At 62.2% G+C, this 20,974-nt stretch carries 11 protein-coding genes and 1 tRNA gene; 3 read left to right on the top strand and 9 right to left on the bottom strand.

Going from position 1 to position 20,974, the window contains the following annotated elements; genetic code table 11:
• Positions 1–7: 7 nt before the first annotated feature.
• Entirely contained in the window at positions 8–4,660 is a 4,653-nt protein-coding gene (traA, locus tag PO860_RS01940) for a Ti-type conjugative transfer relaxase TraA (RefSeq protein ID WP_275038038.1), read from the bottom strand.
• 258 nt (positions 4,661–4,918) lie between these two features.
• Here traA and PO860_RS01935 point away from each other — a divergent pair, with 258 nt between their 5' ends.
• A complete protein-coding gene (locus PO860_RS01935; RefSeq protein ID WP_430523288.1) occupies positions 4,919–5,920 on the top strand; it encodes a nucleotidyltransferase and HEPN domain-containing protein in 1,002 nt (333 codons plus the stop codon).
• A gap of 274 nt (positions 5,921–6,194) precedes the next feature.
• Here the strand turns inward: PO860_RS01935 and PO860_RS01930 are convergent.
• Together PO860_RS01930 and PO860_RS01925 are read right to left on the bottom strand one after the other, a co-directional pair.
• Positions 6,195–6,271: transfer RNA gene (locus PO860_RS01930), tRNA-His, on the bottom strand.
• A 131-nt stretch (positions 6,272–6,402) separates the two neighbouring features.
• Positions 6,403–6,852: a phasin gene (locus PO860_RS01925; protein ID WP_275038037.1), complete on the bottom strand. Its 450-nt coding sequence runs from the start codon at positions 6,850–6,852 to the stop codon at positions 6,403–6,405.
• 215 nt (positions 6,853–7,067) lie between these two features.
• Here PO860_RS01925 and PO860_RS01920 point away from each other — a divergent pair, with 215 nt between their 5' ends.
• Positions 7,068–10,964 (top strand): ATP-binding protein, encoded by a 3,897-nt coding sequence (locus PO860_RS01920; protein ID WP_275038036.1) that lies wholly within the window; start codon positions 7,068–7,070, stop codon positions 10,962–10,964.
• Positions 10,965–11,204: 240 nt separating this feature from the next.
• On the opposite strand, the gene PO860_RS01915 is transcribed toward PO860_RS01920, so the two are convergent.
• On the bottom strand, positions 11,205–13,157 hold the full coding sequence (locus PO860_RS01915) for an acetoacetate--CoA ligase (RefSeq protein ID WP_275038035.1): 1,953 nt from the start codon (positions 13,155–13,157) through the stop codon (positions 11,205–11,207).
• A 204-nt stretch (positions 13,158–13,361) separates the two neighbouring features.
• On the opposite strand from PO860_RS01915, the gene PO860_RS01910 reads away from it, so the two are divergent.
• Complete coding sequence (locus PO860_RS01910; protein ID WP_273883534.1) at positions 13,362–15,260, top strand: AsmA family protein; 1,899 nt, start codon at positions 13,362–13,364, stop codon at positions 15,258–15,260.
• A gap of 64 nt (positions 15,261–15,324) precedes the next feature.
• Here the strand turns inward: PO860_RS01910 and PO860_RS01905 are convergent, their stop codons facing one another.
• The 5 genes from PO860_RS01905 to PO860_RS01885 form a co-directional block, all read right to left on the bottom strand.
• Positions 15,325–16,143 (bottom strand): ABC transporter permease, encoded by an 819-nt coding sequence (locus tag PO860_RS01905; protein WP_272782971.1) that lies wholly within the window; start codon positions 16,141–16,143, stop codon positions 15,325–15,327.
• A gap of 3 nt (positions 16,144–16,146) precedes the next feature.
• Complete coding sequence (locus PO860_RS01900) at positions 16,147–17,058, bottom strand: ABC transporter permease subunit (protein ID WP_275038034.1); 912 nt, start codon at positions 17,056–17,058, stop codon at positions 16,147–16,149.
• A 4-nt stretch (positions 17,059–17,062) separates the two neighbouring features.
• Entirely contained in the window at positions 17,063–18,205 is a 1,143-nt protein-coding gene (locus PO860_RS01895) for an ABC transporter ATP-binding protein (RefSeq protein WP_273883535.1), read from the bottom strand.
• Positions 18,206–18,293: 88 nt separating this feature from the next.
• Entirely contained in the window at positions 18,294–19,391 is a 1,098-nt protein-coding gene (locus PO860_RS01890) for a polyamine ABC transporter substrate-binding protein (RefSeq protein WP_183605739.1), read from the bottom strand.
• A gap of 126 nt (positions 19,392–19,517) precedes the next feature.
• On the bottom strand, positions 19,518–20,927 hold the full coding sequence (locus PO860_RS01885; RefSeq protein ID WP_183605738.1) for a helix-turn-helix domain-containing protein: 1,410 nt from the start codon (positions 20,925–20,927) through the stop codon (positions 19,518–19,520).
• Between the last annotated feature and the right edge of the window lie 47 nt (positions 20,928–20,974).

Raw genomic sequence — 20,974 nt, 5'->3', positions numbered from 1 at the left:
GTGCTTGTTAAAGGCCCGCTAATTTGACACCACGGCTAACAGCCCGCTGCTGCCTTTCCGCGATGACCTGCTGGCTGCTTTCCATGCGAACCGCCTGTTGCAGGACCTTCAGCCTCTCCTGCATCGCCGCAAAGGCCCCACGCTGCGCCGGCGGCACGTGGTTGATGAGATCCTTGTCACCTCGGATGATGGCATTGCGCCCGAAGCGCTGGTCAAGTGCCTTGCTGACGTCGTCAAACTCCCGACGAATGTTCGCGTCGGGAGGAGTCGCCGAAACATTCGCTTTGCGCCCGTTCGTCTTCGCCTCCACCGTCAGCCGGAGCAAGGCCTCTTCCGCTGCCTTCGACAGGCCGGGAATAGCGATCGCCATGCGCCTTCGCTCTGCCAAAATGACCTGTCGTTCTGCATCGAGCAGATTGACATAGGACGACCCGAGTGAGCGCAGGCGGGCGGCGGCTTCCGGCACCGCCTGCACTGCCTCTTTCCGCGCCCGGCCAGACGCCAGCATCTTATCCATCAGGCGGTCAGAGCCGCGTATGGCACCGTAAGCAGCCGGATCATTGCTCACAGCAGCGGCGATGCGATCGGCAGCAAAACCTTTCTCCAGCAGTTCCTCGATCTTGCCTACGGCCGCCGCAGGAACGCGCCAGATCGTCCTTGCCACGTTGGCCAATGCCCCACGCTGTTGGCGATAGAGTGGAGCTGCGAGCACACGCGATCGCGCCTCCTCATCGACCGGCGTCTTGAACTCGGTGACGGCGGCGAGCATCGGCAGCAGCATTGCATTCTCCTTGCCTGGCCCCACCTCTGGCTCCTTAGTCGAAACGGCGCTGGCAGCGGCGACGATCTTCGACCGATCCTGGCGCTCGGCAAGATGCTGCTCGTCGCCAAAACGCTTCACGGCCTCGAACAGTTTGATCAGTGTCTCGCCCTGGCCCGGTATCAGATCTTCCGGCATGCGCCCGGCAATGTTGCGTTCGGCAACCGCATCCGCCTTCGCGGTGAATGCACTCCAGCCAAAGCGTGCGGTCAATGCCTCGCTGACCGCCTTGATCTCCTGCACGACCGAGCGGTCCTCGGCGGCAATCGCAAAGGCCGTCTTATAGGCGTCGTCACCGCCTTGGCTGCGTACCGCCTCGATCTCCATAAGCCGCGCCATCGCATGTTCGGAGAGCGCCGGGATCGACACCGACATATAGGAGCGACGCGTCTGCTCGCGCTTTTCGAACCGTTCGGCATTCCTGCAGAATTCGGTTGCGTGGGCCCGCGCCAAGGGCAGCAGCTCCCCCAGGGCGGCCATCGCCACGTAACGCTCCTCACGTGCCGCGCGTCCATCGACCATCAGTTCGGAACCACGCCGACGGCCAAGCCGATCGGGTGCTGCGGCAAGATCGTCGGCAAGCTTGCGCGGTTCGACGCCGGCATCCGATGCCAGCGCATTCAGAGCGGCAAGCGCTGCATCTGGATCGCGATAGATCTTCTCCAGCAACGGTCGAAGGATCGCTTCCCGCTCTGTCCAGGCCGGGGACGAAAGCTGCAGCAGCCGCGCATCCTCCTCGACGCTCTTGACGAAGGAAGTGGTCGGCGGGATCAGATAGTGCGCTTCGCCAGCGCTTGCACCCGAGACGACGTGGGATTCGGTTCGGTCATCGCTATAGGCGACCCGCCGTTCCCGCTCGATCGTAAAGCCGAGCGCCACGCTCCCCCTTTCCCAGAGCTTTTCCACCTGCTCCTTCTTTGCAGCAATCCACGCCCAGCGCCGAGAAAGGCTTTCCTCCATCTCAGCCGCAGCCAACGAAAGAAGATCGATCCCGCGGCGCCGGGCGAAGTCGTCGGCATATGCGCGATAACCGGCCTCGCTTTCAAAATCGAGCGTCGTCGTCTTGGCGCCGGAGCGCGACAGGCGCTCGACAAGCTGCTTGAACAGGTCCGGCCGATGGCTCTCGCGCTCAATCCGCTCCCGACGAGCCTCGGCGATTTCGATCTGCTTGGCCGTCCAGACGTTGCGATCGACTTCCCGTTCCTCGTACCACTTTTGACCCGTTTCCTCGTCAACGACGGGAACGCTCACCTTGACCCGTTCCACGCCGTCCTTGCGCAAGATAACGGTATCGCCTTCCAAGACGCCGGCGTCCTCGAGCGCCTTCGGCAAGCTCACGCCCCAGAGGCGATGGACGGTTCCGTCATCCGTCTTCACATCGGCATAGGGGCTTTCGTCAGCGTCCTCGTTATCGGGCCGGAACTTGGCTTCTCCGGTTTCCACAAGCTCGCCGGTGACGCCAGCAGCATGATCGACGCGCGGCTTGCGGCCCCAGTCAGGTTTTGGCTCAAAATCTTGGCTCGCCGCATAAAGATCGACGCGATCGCGATGCCGGGTCATCGACACATAGGTCAGATGCTCGTCCATCATCCCGGTCGCAAGCACGAACGTCCGGTCGACGGTGGCGCCCTGCGATTTGTGGATCGTTGCGGCATAGCCGTGATCGACATTGCGATAGCTGTCTTCGCTGAAGACGACCTTGTGGCCATTGTCGAGATGCACCGACAGCAGCGGATCGCCGCGTTTGTCGCCGGTGGAAACGACCGTGCCGAGCATGCCGTTCTTGACATATTGCGGACCCGGCTGCCTGGCCCGCGGCTCAAGGAAGCGGGCGTTTTCCAGGAAGATGATGCGATCGCCAGCGGCAAATTCCCTCATCCCGCGAGCGGTCTGGAAGGTTCGGTTGTCAGAAAGCGCTTCCTGCGCTCTCATGACCTCACGCAGCGCCTCGTTCAGCTTGCGGACATCGTCATTGGTGTGAGCGAGCACGAGCAACTCGTCACCGCGAAGACGGCCACCCCTGCCCTCGGAAACCGAGCGATCGATCACCTGCTTGCGCGCCTCGGCCCAATCGGACACGATCCGATCGATAGTTCCGGCACGTGTCTCGGCCTCTACCAAATGGCCATGCTCAGCATAGACGTCGAGCCCCTTCTCGACCTCGCCGCGGGCAAACAACCGTGAGGCCTCGCGTGCCCACGCCTCGCGTTGGCGGCGCACACCGGCAAGCTCGGCAAAACCGATCCGTTCGGTGATCGCCCGGAAGGCAGCACCCGCCTGGATCGGCTGCAGCTGCATCGCATCACCGACCAGGACGACCTTTACGGCAGCCTCCTCGGCAATCTTCAGAACACGCGCCATCTGCTGCGACGACACCATGCCTGCCTCGTCGATCACAAGCACGTCACCGCGATGTAGCATCTCGCGCCCATTGCCCCAGGCGAGCTCCCAGGAGGCGAGTGTGCGCGACTTGATGCCGGAACTGTCTTCCAGCCCTTCCGCCGCCTTGCCGGCAAGGGCGGCACCGATCACCCGCCTGCCCTCGCCCTCCCAGCCAAGACGCGCCGCCGCCAACAGCGTCGACTTGCCGGTGCCGGCAAGGCCGACGACGGCGGCTATGCCACTGTCGCCGGTGACATGACGGACAGCATCGACCTGCTCCGCATCGAGCCGGAACGGAGTTTTAAGATCGGCGCTCTCGACGCGTTCGATCGCGCATGCGACGTGCCGTGGCGAGACGCCAAAGCCGTCCCGCTTCAATAGGACCTGTGCGGACTGCGCCATGTCGTATTCGATGCGCAGCATGTCCCGCGTCGTGAACACGGCCGGTTCCGATGCCTTGCCGGTCTCCGCATCAATCTCCTGCGGCTTCAGCATGACCACCTGGTCGGACGCCATCAGGCGCGCGCGGATATTGGCAAAATCGGTGGGATCGTCGACGTAACGGTGCAGCGCCTTGGCGATATCCTTCTCGTCGAAGGTGGAGCGTTCGTTGCCGAGTTGCTTCAAGAGAAGCTCAGGCTCGGCCAGCAGCCGGTCGGCCATCTCCTGGCGCCGGGCAAGATCGGCGGGAGCGAAGTAAAGCTCCTTGCCTTTGCCTGCGAGGGCTGCCTTCACTGACCCGAGATGTCTCTGGGCGATGCCGTCCAAGCCCTGTTCGGCAAAGGAGCGCCCATCGAGCCGGATCTCGTGACCGGCCAGCGCCAGATGCCGGTTGGCTGTTTCCGCCCAGGCGATCTTCCAGGCCTTCATCGTTCCCCTGTCGCCGGCCCAGACCCTATTGACAATCCTCCCGTTCGGACTGTCGGGCGTGACGACACGCAAGGGCTTCCCGTCTTCCCCCATGATCGTCACCCGCTTCCGGCCAAACCCCTCCTCCGCGAGCGGCCTCAGCGTCGTCATTACGTGGGCATGGGGATTGCCATCCTTGTCGTGATAGACCCAATCAACCACCATGCCCCTAGCTGTGAGATTGTCCCGAACGAACTCGCGCACCAGCGCAATGTTCTCCGCCCGGGTCAGTTCCTCCGGCAGCGCGATGATCAGCTCGCGGGCAAGCTGAGCGTTTCCCAGCGTCTCGAAGGCCTCCACTGCATTCCACAGCGCTTCGCTCGCACCAGCAACGGAAAGTCCGTCGATCGACTCCTGGAGCCAATCCGGAACACAGTCCGGCAAGGCAAGCTCCTCATGCACCAGATCGGAAGCGCCACCTCGATAGTTGAAGGAGGCGCCGGCCTGTTCATCCATCATCCGGGTGCGATGACGATAGGCAGCAGCCGAAATGATGCTGCGCCCCGCGCCCCTGCTGATCACTTGCGCTCTGACGAACATGATCGCCATCAGACGTCTCCAATCCTCTCAAGCACGTCGGGCTAGCGACCTACATCGCACCGACTGGACCGAGAGGCCGACGGCGCTTTTGGTAACGTGTTTCCAACCAATTTTCTCGCCGTGGTCTTTCTCAGCCACGACAACTTAGATGATTTAACTACCTTGTTCAAGATAGTTAAATATAGGGCTGAACCTTTCCGCGGCTTCACAGGCTGCGCGTGGGTCGATCCGTCAGCTTTGTGCATTCGCTGAAAATCGAGATCGGAGATGCAGGGAAAATTGAGGTTGGCCCGCGCCAAAATTCTCGTGGACGGTGCAGAATCTTTCGCCTATCGATCGTGTATGAAGTCGTCCGTCGATCATATGCCGCTTCGCAAGCAGCGAGAGATTGGCCGTGTTTTGGAAATCCTCCACGAGGAATTTGAAGACGCGGTGAAGGACGGTACGGCGGAGTTCAAGAAGCGCGGCAGGATCTTGAAGATCATCCTGTTCGGCTCTTACGCCAAGGGTGGATGGGTGGATGAACCTTTCACGATGAAGGGGTATCGCTCTGATTTCGATCTGCTGATCATCGTCAACAATCGCAAGCTTTGTGAGTTCGCCGAGTACTGGCATAAGGCCGCTGATCGGCTGATTCACGACAAGTCGATCGAGACGCCGGTGAGTTTCATTGTGCATTCCAGGCGGGAGGTGAACACCTGCCTGAAAGAAGGGCAATACTTCTTCTCTGATATCCGGAAGGAAGGCATCGTTCTCTATGAACTCGATGATGAGCCGCTTGCCGAACCGAAGCCACTCTCGCCGGCCGATCGGCTTCGGGTGGCGAAGGAGCATTTTGAGCAGAGGCTTCATGAGGCGATGGTCATTCTGGAAACAGCCAAGTTTCAAATGAGCCGATCAGAGAGGAGCGGCGACGCCTGGGGAAACTGGGCTGCCTTCAGCCTTCATCAATCGCTCGAGCAGGCCTATTCCTGTGTCTTGCTGACGCTGACTAACTACGGCCCGCCGTCTCATAATATTAAGTTTCTCCGCTCGCTTGCAGAGGAGCAAGATCGGCGGCTGGCCGATGCCTTTCCCCGTGATCAGCATCGTGAGCGCGCATGGTTCAACACGCTGAATGAAGCATATGTGAAGGCGCGATATTCTAAACATTTTGAGATCAGCGACGAGGCTCTTGGCTGGCTCGCAGATCAAACCAAGACGCTGCTTGAGTTAGTCAAAACAGTTTGCTCCGAGCATCTGAAGATGCTTGAGCGGAATACGGGGTAGGCACATTGATCAGATGGCATGCTGTTGAACTAAAGGATGGATTGATTCTGGGTGCGATCAAGCTAAGCGCCCGATGGCGCTCGCGTTTGACTTAGAACTGAGAGCCAAATCCCATTGCTCACTTGCGTTCGAACGGAAGCAGAGGATTGGCTAAACCGAGGCGTTTCAGGGCGGGTCATTTGCTAGCCTAGAAAGGATGATATCTAGGCCACCGAATGGTGTAACATCGGCAACTGGATTTACGCTGGGCGCTTGAAGCTTAACACGATGATAATGGTACGGTTGGGGGGTCTCGAACCTCCGACCTCAGGTGCCACAAACCTGCGCTCTAACCAACTGAGCTACAACCGCATAAATCGCGCTTGGCGCGATGGGGGTCACATACGAGGACTTGGCGACGAATTCAAGCCCCATTCCTCGTCAATATACAAAAAGGCTGGACGCGAGGTCCAGCCTTTTATCTCCGATCGGTAAAAGACCGATCAGGCGACCTTGAAGGAAGCCAGTGCCTTTTCGGCGGCGTCCTTGGAGGGCTTTGCCAGCTTTTCGGCGACCTGCTTGGTGGTTTCCTGGATCGACTTCGCCTGCTCGACGGTGAGTTCGGCCTGCTTGCGGATGAAGGCGGTCTGCAGTTCGAAGAATTCGGCGGCGGACTTGACGCCGAGCAGGGCTTCGAAGTGCGACAGCGAGTTCTCGGAATTGACGCGTAGGATGTCGATCGCCTTCAGGCCGATCTCGACGGTGCCGGACTGAGCCGTCTGGACGGTGGCTTCGAGCGTCTTGCCGGCTTCCTCGCCAGCGGTCTTCAGCTTGGCATAGGCATCCTTGGACTGCTGAGCGCCCTTTTCGGCGAAATCACGGAAGGATTCCGCGAACTTAGACGGGTCGAAAGAAGCGATTGAAAAAACGTCGTCGGTCTTTATGGTAGCCATGGGTCGCATCCTTTGGGCTGAGGCAGTCGCTGCCTGTGTGTTAGTTGGATGATGCTCATATAAGGCATTTCATTGTGCATTGCAACAATTATTGTGCGATGCACAAGACGTTAACCTTGCCGGCCGAAAACACCCTGCTCTTCTGGACCCGCCTGCGCCCCGCAGTTATTAATAAGCCGTTAATTTAAGAAGGCCGACAGCGACAAGGTTCGATCATGCCCGCAGTCCAATATCCGTTCATCGATATCGCCGTGCATGCACGGGTGCGGGAACGCTTTTCACGTGGCGAGGCGATGGTGCTGTTTTCGGCCGACCTGACCCGCTTGCTCTGGGCGAACGGTGCGGGCGCGGAGCTTTTCGGCCATTCGGCGGTCTATGACCTGCTCGATCAAGGCGTCGACCGGACCGACATCACCTTCCGCCAATTGGAAACGGCGGCGCGCCAGCTTGCCGATATCGGTGACAACAGAAGCCTGATGATCCGCGTCGCCAAGGGCTTTCAGCGTGCGCAGGTGCAGGCGGCGGCCGAACTGATCCGGCTCTCCTCAGGCGAAAAGGCCATCCTGTTTTCGGTGCCGGTCTCGGCAAAACCGCTGGCGGCCGGCGCCTCGGCGGCGCAGATGCTGCAAGGGCTTGATGATCCCGATACGCATATGGCGGTGATCGGCGCCAATGGCGAGGTCATCGCCGCCTCGCCGGGCTTTGCCTCGCTGGGGATTTCCGAACAGACCGCAAAGACCCTGATCAGCCTTGCCGGCGCCCATCCCGATCGGCTGGTGAAGCGTCCCGTCGCCACCGCCAGAGGCAATCTTCCGGCCGCCGTCGGCAAGCTCAGCGACGAGCCGGCGCTCCATCTGCTTTTTGCCGTGGAGGCCGCGATCGGCGATCTCGACCCGATCGATGCCCCCGCGCTCGACCCGGTCGAAACATCAGCGCTCGACTCTGTCGATGCGCCCGCGCAGGAAGAAAGCACGCCGCCCGCCGAACTGCTTCAGGACGAGCCTGCGGTCGCCACCGGCTTCACCGAGATTATCGACGCAGTCTCGGGGATCGAAGAGGTCGAAGAGACGCTCGAGGACATCACCGGCGAAAGCGAACGGCCGGCCGAGACGGAAGCGGGATCCACAGACGCGGCAGTCGAAGAGGCTGGTCTCGCCGGACATGCCGAGCCGGAGAGTGACGGCAGCGTGATCGACAGCAGCGCGGATGAAGCCGATGAGCCTGCGGCGATCATCGAGGACGACCTTGCCTCCCTCACCGGGGCCGTGGAAACGGCACCGTTTGTCGAGGCCAGCGAAACGCCTGTCGAAGATGTGCCGGCAGCGGTTCACCAAGAACCCGCCATCGCCCCGACTTTCGTCCCCGAAGCGCCCCCTGCCCCTGAGCTTGCGGCTGAGCCCGGCTTCGTCTTCAGGCCGAACAGCCGCGCCACGCGCTTCGTCTGGAAGATCGACGCCGAGGGCCGTTTCACCGAGGTCAGCCACGAATTTGCCGAGGCCGTCGGTCCGCATGCGTCGGACATCATCGGCACCGCCTTCGGCGATATCGCCGCCCTCTTCAATCTGGATCCGGACGGCAAGCTTTCCGAGGCGCTCGCCCGCCGCGACACATGGTCGGGCAAGACGATCCTCTGGCCGATCGAAGGCACCAGCCTCGTCGTTCCGGTCGATCTGGCGGCGCTGCCGACCTATACCCGCAACCGCGACTTCGACGGTTTCCGCGGCTTCGGCGTCGTCCGGCTTTCCGATGCGCAGGAAGATCCGCTGGCGCTCGGCCTGACGCTCGGCCATGATGGCGTCGGCCATGATGCGGCAAGCCTCGGCCCGGTGGCCGAGCCGATCGGCGAAATGGCGGATGAAGCGGAAGCCGCGCCCCAAGAGGTTTCGGCCGAAACCATCGCGGCAGAAGAGATCGAAGACCAGGTGTTTACGGCAGCCGAGCCGGAGACCCCAGAGACCGAGGAGACCGAAGAGACAGGATCGGAAGAGATCGCTGCCGAAGAGCCGATCGTCGAGACATCGGCCCCGGACAATGCCGCAGAAAAACAGGCGGCCGGCACCGACGAAGCACCTGCCGCCTGGCCGTCAGCGGATCTTTCGGACGAGCCGCCGGCGCTGCGCATTGCCGAAACGCCCAATCGCCGTTTCTCCGACAAGATCGTTCAGCTCCACAATACCAGCGCCGGACTGACGCCCGCCGAACAGGCGAATTTCCGCGAGATCGCCAAGCGGCTCGAGGCCTTCGGCGCCAGCAAGGAAGAGCCTGCCGCCTCAGCGCCGATCGAACCCGCCGTCACGGCGCCGGCAGAACCTTCCGTCGCGGAAATGGCCAGCTTCGAAGGGGCCTCCGGCCCCACAGAGGTCGAGGCCGAAACTCCCGCCGACACGGCGGATATGACCTCGCCCGAGGAAATCGCGCCGCAAGAAGCGATCTTCGAGAATGCCGTCGAGGCCGAGCACGAAGACGAGGTCGCCGCCGAAGAGCCGGCTGGTATCGCCGAGGACGAGGCGACGGAAGGGCTGGAGGAGACGGTCAGTCAGATCGAGGTTCTCACCAGCTTCATCCCGCCGCGCGTCAAGATGACCGACGGGCTTTCGGTGGGAACGGTCGACCAGTTGCCTGTCGCCGTGCTCATCCATATCGGCGATGCGCTGATCCACGCCAATCCGGAATTCATGCGGCTGACCGGCTATGCTTCGCTCGACGCGCTGCGTGAGGTGGGCGGCATCGAAGCCCTGCTGCAGCGCCGCGAACTCGAGGAAAAGGCTGCCGGCGCCGGCACCATGATGCTGGTCAAGGCCGACGATACGCTGGTACCGGTAACGGCGCGGCTGCAATCGGTGCGCTGGGAAGACGCCAACGCCCTGATGCTGGCGCTGATGCCGGTCGAAGGCAAGGATGACAACCGCAGCAACGTAAACCGGTCCGAGGGCCGCTCCGAGGGTCGTTTCGAAGCCCGTCCCGAGCGGATGGTCGAGAAGGTCGCCAAGCTTCAGGTCGAAGTGGAAGAATTGCGCTCGATCCTGGAAACGGCAACCGACGGCGTCGTCGTCATCGGCACGGAAGGCGACATCCGCTCGATGAACCGGTCGGCCAGCGCGCTTTTCAATTACGATGAGCAGGAGACGCGCGGCAAACCCTTCGTCATGCTGTTTGCCCATGAGAGCCAGAAGGCCGTGCTCGATTATCTGAACGGCCTCACCGGCCATGGCGTGGCCAGTGTACTGAACGACGGGCGCGAAGTGATCGGCCGCGAGGCCGCCGGCGGCTTCGTGCCGCTGTTCATGACGATGGGCCAGCTCACCTCCTCCAACGGCTATTGCGCCGTCATCCGCGATATCACCCAGTGGAAGCGGACCGAGGACGAGTTGCGCAACGCCAAGGGTGCGGCCGAAACCGCCAACGCCCACAAGACCGATTTCCTCGCCCGCGTCAGCCATGAAATCCGCACGCCGCTCAATGCGATCATCGGCTTTTCCGACATGATGGCCGGCGAGCGCTTCGGGCCGATCGGCCATCCCCGTTACATCGAATACGCCAACGACATCGGCCGTTCCGGCCGGCACGTTCTCGATATCGTCAACGATCTGCTCGACATTTCGAAGATCGAGGCGGGCGAGATGGATCTCGATTTTGCGGCCGTCGGTCTCAACGAGGCAGTCTCCGAGGCCGTGGCGCTGGTCCAGCCGCAGGCGAACGGCCAACGCGTCATCATCCGCACGGCGCTGTCGCATGCGGTGCCTGATGTCGTGGCGGACCTGCGCTCGATCAAGCAGATTGCGCTCAACATCCTGTCGAACGCCATCCGTTTCACCCCGTCCGGCGGACAGATCGTCGTTTCCACCTCCTATGAGACGAATGGCAGCGTTGTGCTCAGGGTGCGCGATACCGGCATCGGCATGACGCGCAGCGAACTCGACCAGGCGATGAAGCCGTTCCGGCAGGTCTCCTCGACCCAATCGCGCCATCGCGGCGACGGCACCGGGCTCGGCCTGCCGTTGACCAAGGCGATGGTCGATGCCAACCGGGCGGTGTTCTCGATCAATTCGGCGCCGAACGAGGGCACGCTCGTCGAGATCACCTTTCCGTCGCAGCGGGTGCTGGCGGGCTGATCCACGCAAAAAAGGAAAGCGGTGGCCATAAAGAAAAGGCAGCCATCAGGCCGCCTTTGAATTTGGTGCTGTTCAACAAGAGCTCAGTCGATCGACGTCATGTTGTAAGCCCGAAGGCCCTACGCCGCCTCGTTCAGTGCGGCCCCAAGGTTAGCTTCACCTTTGACAAACCTTTCTTAACGAAAGGTTTCCATGACAAGAGATTGATAGAGGGTGAAAGCTTGTGGTTTACGAGTTCCGTCAGTCCTTCAATTCGCTCAAGCCGGCAAAGAGCCGCAGCGCCTCGGGATTGGCCAGCGCCTCCTGGTTCTTCACCGGCCTGTTGTGAACGACCTCGCGCACGGCAAGCTCGACGATCTTGCCGGATTTGGTGCGGGGAATATCGGCGACCGCGATGATCTTTGCCGGCACATGCCGCGGCGAGGCGCCGGTGCGCACCCGCGTCTTGATCGCCTTGACGAGATCCTCGGTCAGCGTCACACCGGGGGCAAGACGGACGAAGAGGATGACGCGCACGTCGTCGTCCCACTCCTGGCCGATGCACAGCGCCTCGGCCACCTCCTCCATCTGCTCCACCTGATTGTAGATCTCGGCCGTGCCGATGCGCACGCCGCCGGGATTGAGCGTCGCATCCGAGCGGCCGTGGATAACAAGGCCGCCATGCTCCGTCCATTCGGCGAAATCGCCGTGGCACCAGACATTGTCGAACCGCTCGAAATAGGCGGCGCGATATTTGGCGCCATCGGGATCGTTCCAGAACATCACCGGCATCGAGGGGAAGGCCTTGGTGCAGACGAGTTCACCCTTCTCGCCACGGACCGGCTTGCCGTCATCGTTCCAGACGTCGACCGCAAGGCCGAGGCCGGCCCCCTGGATCTCGCCGCGCCAGACCGGCTGCAGCGGATTGCCGAGCACGAAGCAGGAGACGATATCGGTGCCGCCCGAAATCGAGGCGAGTTGCACATCCGGCTTGATGCCCTCGTAGACGAAGGTGAATCCCTCGGGCGACAACGGCGAACCGGTGGAGGTCATCAGCCGGAGGCTGGAGAGATCATGGCTTGCGCGCGGCGTCAGCCCGCTTTTGCGCACGGCATCGATATATTTCGCCGAGGTGCCGAAGATCGCGAATTTTTCGGCCTCGGCATAGTCGAAGAGCACGTTGCCATCGGGTGCGAAGGGCGAGCCGTCGAACAGGCAGAGCGTGGCGCCGCTGGCAAGGCCGCTGACCAGCCAGTTCCACATCATCCAGCCGCAGGTGGTGAAGTAGAACAGCTTCTCGCCCGCCTGCAGGCCGCAATGCAGCCGCTGCTCCTTGAGGTGCTGCAGCAGCGTGCCGCCGGCCGAATGCACGATGCATTTCGGCACGCCCGTCGTGCCTGAGGAAAAGAGGATGTAGAGCGGGTGCGCAAAGCCAAGCGGCGTGAACGCGACCTCTTTTGCCTCATAGGGCGCAATAAAGGCCTCCAGCGTCGAAGCTCCTGATGTCTTGGCCGCCACCGCTTCGGCATCGCCGGCATAGTGGACGATGATCGTCGGCACATCCAGGCTTTTGGCAACCGTGGCGACCTTGGCGCCGACATCCTGCAGCTTGCCGGAATACCAATAGGCATCGCAGGCGATGAAGAGCTTGGGGCCGATCTGGCCGAAGCGGTCGAGCACACCCTGCTCGCCGAAATCGGGGGAGCAGGACGACCATATGGCGCCGATAGAGGCGGCGGCGAGCATGGCGGCAACGGTCTCCGGCATGTTCGGCATCATGGCGGCGATGCGGTCGCCCTTGCCGATGCCGCGTGCTGCGAAGGCCTGCTGCAGCTTCGAGACCAGCGCGCGCAGCCGATCCCACGACCAGCGATCCTCAGCCTTGTCTTCGCCGCGGAAGATGATGGCGTCGCCCTCGCCGCGGCGGGGCAGCAGGTTTTCGGCGAAGTTCAGCGTCGCATCGGGAAAGAAGCGGGCCTCCAACATGCGGTCGCCGTCAACGAGCACCTCTGCGCCGCGCTCTCCCTTCACGCCGCAGAAATCCCAGACAGCGGACCAGAAATTCTCCCGCTCGGCCACCGACCAGGCATGCAGATCCTCAAAGCCCGAAAGCGAAAGCCCGAAATCGGCATTGCAGCGCTCCATGAAGGCATGGATCGGGCTTGTTGCAACGGCATCTTCCGAGGGCACCCAAAGTGGTCTGTTATCGCGCATTCAATCTCCTCCCCAATAGCGTCTTTATATCATGCTGCATTGCATTATAAAGTACGGAACCGACGCGATCCGTCGTCTATCGCGTCGTCCTCTGCACGGCTGAAAAGACGCGTGGCACTGGAGGGATTTGCATATGCCTGATATTTCCTATATCGGCGAAACCAGCGCATAACGGGATGACCGGCTGAATTGCCGGCGGATATCATGAGCACGTCAAGACATCGCAGGTGGCGCAGGAAGATCGGACCCGTTTCGCGCTGGCTTCCGGCCTTCGCCCGTTTGTCGACTGTCTTCCTGCTGATCGCGCTTGCGCTTTTCGTGGCGCTCCGGGTCGCCGCACCCTATCTCATTTCGACCGGTTTCGTGCGCTCCGGCATCGAGGACGCGCTGTCGAAATGGACGGGCTATCATGCCGAGATCAAGGGCAGCCCGGTTCTGGAATTCTGGCCGACGCCGCGCATCACGCTGAACCAGATCACCATCCGCCAACCGCGCGAAAGCGGCGACAAGCTGCTCGGCAGCATTGAAAGCCTGTCGGCCGATTTCAGCCTCATCGATGCGTTGAGAGGCCGGACGAGCTTCCACGAATTCCATCTGGTGCGCCCCAATCTGGCGCTGACGCGCGACGAGAAGGGGCTGATCGACTGGAGTTATGCCGGCCTGCTCGCACGTGCGATCAGCGGCGTACGCTACGAAAACGGCGCCGAGATGCTCGATCCCGATCTCGATGCCGAGATCGGCGCGGTGACGGTTGAAGACGGCACGCTCACGGTGACCGACATCAAGACCGCCAAGGCCTATCATTTCGACAGCGTCACTGCAGATATCGCCTGGCCGCGACTGTCGGGCGCGATCTCGGCGGTCGTCATCGCCCGCATCAACGGCGAGGACCTGAAGGTCGATTTCGCCTCGCGCCAGCCGCTGCTTGCCTTTGCCGGCAGGAATGCAGAGACACGAACGTCGCTGACATCGAACCTTTTGACGGCACACTTCCAGGGGATTGCCAGCATTGCCAGCCTTTCGGCCCTTTCGGGTAATATTAGCGCCAGCATTCCCGATATGCCGGCGCTTCTGGCATGGTCGGGCAAATCGATCCCCGGCATCGCAACGCTGAAGAGCGCCTCGCTGGAATCCGACATCATGTCGTCGGGCAACGGGCTGCGCTTCAACAATCTCAGCCTTTCGCTGAACGAAGCAAGCGCCACGGGGGTGATGGACCTTTTCACCCAACCCGGCAAACGACCGAAAATCGGCGGCACGCTCGCCTTCGACGAGATGAACCTCAAGCCGTTCCTCGATGCCTTCGCGCTCAGGCTCGCCGCCGGCGAGGCGGAGGAAATCTCCGCCGGCATCAACGGGCCGCTGCGAATGCTCGATGTCGATGTCGATGTCAGACTTTCGGCGCGGCGCGCGCAGATGGGTCTCTTCGAACTCTCCGATGTCGGCGCCAGCATGATTGTTTCGGGCGGCGAAGCGAAATTCGATATTGGCGACAGCCTGTTCGAGGGCGGCGAAATGACCGCGCATCTGGAAGCGACCCAGCGCGACTTCGACGGCGGCGGCAAGCTGCAGCTGTCGATCCGCGATGCCGACTTCGCAGCCCTTGCCGAGCGCCTGCAGCTGAAGGGACCGCTGCCGCTGGCGACCGGATCGCTCGACCTCGACCTGCAGTCGCCGAAGGCGATCTGGACGACCGGTCTTGCCGACGTCACCGGCCGGCTGCGCTTCTGGACACGGGAAGGCACGATCCCCGGCATCGATGCCGCAGCGCTCCGGACACAGGCAGCCGGAAAGCCGTTCTTTCCGCTGAGCGCGGCGGCAGGCGGCGCCTTTGCCTTCAACCAGTTGAACCTCCAGGCCGATTTCGCCAACGGCTCCGCCGAGATGCACGACGTCCGTATCGCCGGTCCCTCGGAGACGCTGACGCTTTCCGGCGTCATCACCTATCACTCGAATGGGCTGGCGCTGTCCGGATCGCTTGAGGCAACCGATCCGGCCAAGGCGGCCGAGCTGCCACTTCTGCCGTTCTTCATCGGCGGCTCGTGGCCGAACCCGGTGATCTCGCCGGTTCCGCTGTTCGGCAATACGCCGCACGCGCAATAAAGCTCTTTAATTTCACGCGATATCGGGCGCAACAGCTGCACGGTTTTGCGCGATCCGCTTTGGCTCAGGCGCCGGCAGCGGCCGCCCGCTCGTCCCGCTGGCGCTGGATTTCGCGGCGCTTGGTGACGATCGAGGCGCAGATGACGCCGACCGCGACGATGCCGATCAGGATCGTGCACACCGCGTTGATCTCCGGCGTGACGCCGAGGCGCACCTGGCTGTAGATCCGCATCGGCAACGTGGTGGCACCCGGCCCCGATGTGAAGCTGGCAATCACCAGATCGTCGAGCGACAGGGTGAAGGCAAGGATCCAGCCTGAGATCACCGCCGGGGCGATGATCGGCAGGGTGATCTCGAAAAAGGTGCGCACCGGCGGCGCGCCGAGATCCTGGGCCGCCTCCTCGATCGAATGATCGAAGCTCAGCAGACGTGACTGCACGACGACGGCGACGAAGCACATGGTGAGCGTCGTATGCGCCAGCGTGATCGTCCAGAAGCCGCGGTCGAAGCCGATCGCGACGAAGAGCAGCAGCAGCGACAGGCCGGTGATGACGTCGGGCATGACGAGCGGTGCGTAGATCATGCCTGAGAACAGCATGCGGCCGCGAAAGCGGGTGTAGCGCACCAGCGTCAGCGCCGCCATCGTGCCGAGGACGGTTGCGGCCGTCGCCGACAGCAGGCCGACGCGGATCGTCACCCAGGCGGCGTCGAGCAGGCCCTGGTTTGCGAGCAGCGAGACATACCACTTGGTGGAGAAACCGCCCCAGACGGTGACGAGCTTCGATTCGTTGAAGGAGAAGATCACCAGCAGCACGATCGGCAGGTAGAGGAAGGCAAAGCCGAGCGTGACGGAGACGATGTTGAAACGGGTCCATTTCAGCATGACTTATTTCCCCCGCTCTTCGGCCTTGGCCTGGGCGTTCTGGAAGAAGACGATCGGGATCACCAGGATCATGAGCAGGATGGTTGCGACCGCCGAGGAGACCGGCCAGTCGCGGTTGGCGTTGAACTCGTTCCAGAGCGTCTTGCCGATCATCAGCGTCTGCGAACCGCCGAGCAGATCGGGAATGACGAATTCACCGACAGCGGGAATGAAGACCAGCATGCAGCCGGCCACCACGCCGGGGATCGACAGCGGAAAGGTGACGCGCCAGAAGGCCCGGATCGGCGTGCAGCCAAGGTCCTGCGCAGCCTCGATCAGCGTGCCGTCCATCTTTTCCAGCGCCGAATAGAGCGGCAGCACCATGAAGGGCAGATAGGAATAGACGATGCCGATATAGACGGCGGTATTGGTGTTGAGGATGATCAGCGGGCTGTCGATGATGTGCAGCGACTGGAGAAGCTGGTTGAGAAGCCCTTCCGGCTTCAGGATCGCGATCCAGGAATAAACGCGGATCAGGAAGCTCGTCCAGAACGGCAGGATGACCAGCATCACCAGCGTCGGGCGGATGGTGCGCGGCGCCTGTGCCATGCCGTAGGCGATCGGATAGGCGATCAGCAGGGTGAGGAAAGTGGCAATCCCGGCAATCACCACGCTCGAGACATAGGCATTGAAAAATAGAGCGTCCTCGGTGAGGTAGGTGTAGTTGTCGAAGGAGAGCTCGCCGATCTTGCTCCACAGCCCGGCCCAGCCATCGGCAAGCGAGAAGACCGGCTCATAAGGCGGCATGGCGATCGCCGTCGTCGACAGCGAAATGCGGAAGACGATGAAGAACGGCGCCAGGAAGAAGAGCAGCAGCCAGGCATAAGGGATGGTGATGACGAGGCGGTTGTAGAGGCCGGACGTGAGCTTGCCCATGATGTCAATCCTTCAGCAGCACGCCGGCGTTCTCGTCGAACGAGACCCAGACTTCCTGGTCGTAGGTGAAGGGGTCGTCTACCGAGCGCTGTGCATTGAGGGACGAGGCCTTGACGATGTTGCCGCTCTGCAGCTTCACATGGAAGACGGTCATATCGCCGAGATAGGCGATATCCCAGAGTTCGCCCTTGGCGGCGTTGACCGAAGCGTTGGCGGGTGCGGCGCGCCCGACCCGCATCTTTTCCGGCCGGATGGCGAAACCGACGGCGCCGCCGGCCGAAGGCGTCTCGGAAGAGGCGACGCGTACGCTGAAGCCGCTGTCGACGGATATCTCGACGCTGCCGTTGCCCGATGAGGCGACCTTGCCGTCGAAGATGTTGACGTCGCCGATGAAATCCGCGACGAAGCGGGAATTCGGCGCCTCGTAGATCTCGGCAGGCGTCGCCACCTGCACGACCTTGCCATTGCTCATGACGGCGATGCGGTCGGCCATGGTCATCGCCTCTTCCTGATCGTGGGTGACGACGACGAAGGTGAGGCCGAGGCTCTGCTGCAGGTCCATCAGCTCGAACTGGGTTTCCTCACGCAGCTTCTTGTCGAGCGCGCCGAGCGGTTCGTCGAGCAGCAGCACCTTCGGGCGCTTGGCGAGCGAGCGGGCGAGCGCCACGCGCTGGCGCTGGCCGCCGGAAAGCTGGTTCGGTTTGCGGGAGGCGAACTGCTCGAGCTTGACGAGCTTCAGCATCTGCGAGACGCGATCGGTCATCTCGTCCTTCGGCATGCCGTCCTGCTTCAGGCCGAAGGCGATGTTCTTTTCCACCGTCATGTGCGGGAAAAGCGCATAGGACTGGAACATCATGTTGACCGGGCGCCTGTAGGGCGGCGTGCCGGCCATGTCGGTGCCGTCGAGCACGATCTCGCCCGAGGTCGGCTGCTCGAAGCCGGCAAGCATGCGCAGCAGCGTCGACTTGCCGCAGCCCGAAGCGCCGAGCAGCGCGAAGAACTCGCGGTGATAGATGTCAAGCGACAGATTGTCGACGGCGGTAAAATCGCCGAAGCGCTTGGTGACGTTCTTGAAAGCAATGAAGGGTTTTGCAGAGGGATCGGTCCAGGGCGCAAAAGCGCGGCGGATATTGCCGAGAGACTTCATATTATTCCCCGAATACAAGGTTTTGCCGGCCTCCACCCAGGCCGGTAATTGAAAGGCCCGGACGTTTCCGTCCGGGCCCGAAGCTGAATTACTGGCCGGTGACGACCTTCGTCCAGAGGCGCGTTCCCAGGCGCTGCGTTTTCGGATCCCACGGCTTGACCGTGAAGAGGTTCTTCATCACCTCGTCGGTGGGATAAACCGCCGGGTCTTCCAGGATGTCCTTACTGACGAACTGCTGCGAAGCCTTGTTGCCGTTGGCATAGAAGGTGTGGTCGCTCGCCTTGGCGATGACCTCGGGCTTCATCAGGTAATTCAGGAACTCATGGGCTTCCGCGACATGGGGGGCATCGGCGGGGATCGCCATCATGTCGAACCACATCTGGGCGCCCTGCGGTGGGATCGAATAATTGACCTCGACGCCGTTCTTGGCTTCGGCCGCACGGTCGCGCGCCTGCAGCAGGTCGCCGGAATAGCCGAAGGCGATGCAGATGTCGCCGTTGGCAAGCGCATTGATGTATTCGGACGAGTGGAACTTGCGGACATAGGGGCGGACCGCCGTCAGCAGCTCTTCGGCCTTCTTGAAATCCTCAGCCTTTGTGGAGTTCGGGTCGAGGCCGAGATAACGAAACGCCGTGGTGATGACGTCCTTCGGCGTGTCGAGAACGTAGATACCGCAATCTTTGAACTTTGCGGCGACCTTCGGATCGAAGATCACTTCGAGGCCGGGCTTGACATCGGGACCGAGGATTTCGGCGGCCTTCTTGACGTTGTAGCCGATGCCATCGGTGCCCCACATGTAATCGACCGCGTGTTCGTTGCCCGGGTCGTATTCGGCGGTGCGCTGCTGGATTACATCCCACATGTTGGAGAGGTTCGGCAGTTTCGACTTGTCGAGCTTCTGGAAGACGCCGGCCTGGATCTGGCGCTGCAGGAAGTCGGCTGTCGGGACAACGACATCATAGCCCGTGCCGCCGGCAAGCAGCTTGGTTTCCACGGTCTCGTTGGAATCGAAGGTGTCGTAGACGACCTTGATGCCGGTTTCCTTGGTGAAGTCGGCAAGGATGGAGTCGTCGATATAATCCGACCAGTTGTAGACGTTGACCACGCGGTCCTGGGCAAAGGCCGGAGCGGCGGCAAGGAGCGCGGCAATGACGGCGGCCGTCACGCTTGGGATGGTTGACCTCATGACTTCTCCTGTTTGTTCAAAGATTCCGCACCCCCGGAGATCTTTTCCCTCTGGTTTTGCCCGCAGACTAAGAAGGAATTTCGCAGCCCACAAGCGCAAAATCCTGCCGCTTCAATGATTTCACAATCACTGGAAGTCGAAGGCACTGAGCCCCGCCACCATCTCGTCGAGACCGAGCGGCCGCGTCACCGGCGGCTCGGCCCGGGAAAGGCAGCCGCGCCGCTCGCACAGGCGACAGGCCGGACCGATTTCGATCGGATCGAGCGCCGTCGCCTGGCCGTAGACCAGGGCCTCGCCAAGGGCGGCGTCGCAGCCGATCAGGATCGCGGTGCGCCGCAGCCTTTCGCCGAATTCGACGCTCGGCCCCTCCAGAGTGCGGGCGACCGTCAGGAAGGATGCGCCATCCGGCATGACCACCGTTTCGGCGAGGATCTGGCCCGGCTGCAGGAAGGCGGCGTGGATATTCAGCTTCGGACAGCCGCCGCCGAACCGGGCCTGCGGAAAACCCTGGGCGCCCGCCCGGCGCAGCCGGTGGCCCGCCGCATCGATCTCGATCAGGAAGAAGGGTATGGCCGCCGCCCCCGGCCGCTGCAGCATGGCAAGGCGCGCGGCGGCATGGCCGAAGGAGACGCCGAAGCGCGCTCGCAGAATATCGATATCGTAGCGCGTCGCCTTCGCCGCCGACAGGAAGGCCTCGTAGGGCATTGCCAGCGCCAAGGCCGCAATGCGGGCAAGCTCGAAGCGGGCGATGCGGCGCGCCTCGGCGGAGGAGAGCTGGAGATCGTCGAGCTCGGCATCGATGGTCGGCAACAAGGCGAGTGTTACGGCCTCGACTGCCATCTCATGCGCCCGGTCGGCCGCTGACAGGCGCTCGGAAATGAAAAGCCGCATCGAATGGCGGTCGAAACGGCGGCGCAGATCCGGCATGACGTGGACGGGCAGGACACGCACCGCGATGCCGCGCTCTGAGCGCAGCCAGTCCTTCAGCCCGGCGGCAAGATCGAGGCCGCCGGGCAGCGTCGCGGCAAAGGCCTCCGCCGCCGTCTCGATCCGCCCGAAATAACCGGACCTGCGTTCCAGCGTCTCGCGCACCTCGTCGAGCGGCAACCGGCCGTCGGCAACGGGCGCATGGCCTTCGGCGGCCATCAGCGCCGTCAGATCGGAGAGCCTTGCCGCCTGCTCGCGATAGGCGCGGTAGAGCTTGATCATTCCGCTTGCGGCATTCGGAGCCGCCTCGGCCACTTCCACCAGTTCCTGGTCACCGGGCAGTTCGCCCGACAGCAGCGGATCGGCGAAGATCTCCTTGAGCTGATCGAGACTGCCGCCGGTCTGCCCGCGCAACTCTTCCAGATCGACCCGATAGACGCTTGCAAGCTTCAGAAGCAGTTGCACCGTCAGCGGCCGCTGGTTGCGCTCGATCAGGTTCAGGTAGGACGGCGATATTTCAAGCGCCTCGGCCATGGCGGTCTGCGTCAGCGCCAGCGCATTGCGGATGCGCCTGACTTTCGGGCCTGCGAATATCTTCCGTTCCGCCATGTCACACCCTTTGACAGGCAAGCAGCGCTCTATTTACAAAATTTTAC

Origin of the sequence: Rhizobium binxianense, assembly GCF_028994275.1 — a bacterium.
GTDB lineage: Bacteria > Pseudomonadota > Alphaproteobacteria > Rhizobiales > Rhizobiaceae > Rhizobium > Rhizobium binxianense.
This window is presented reverse-complemented; position numbering and strand designations above follow the sequence as displayed.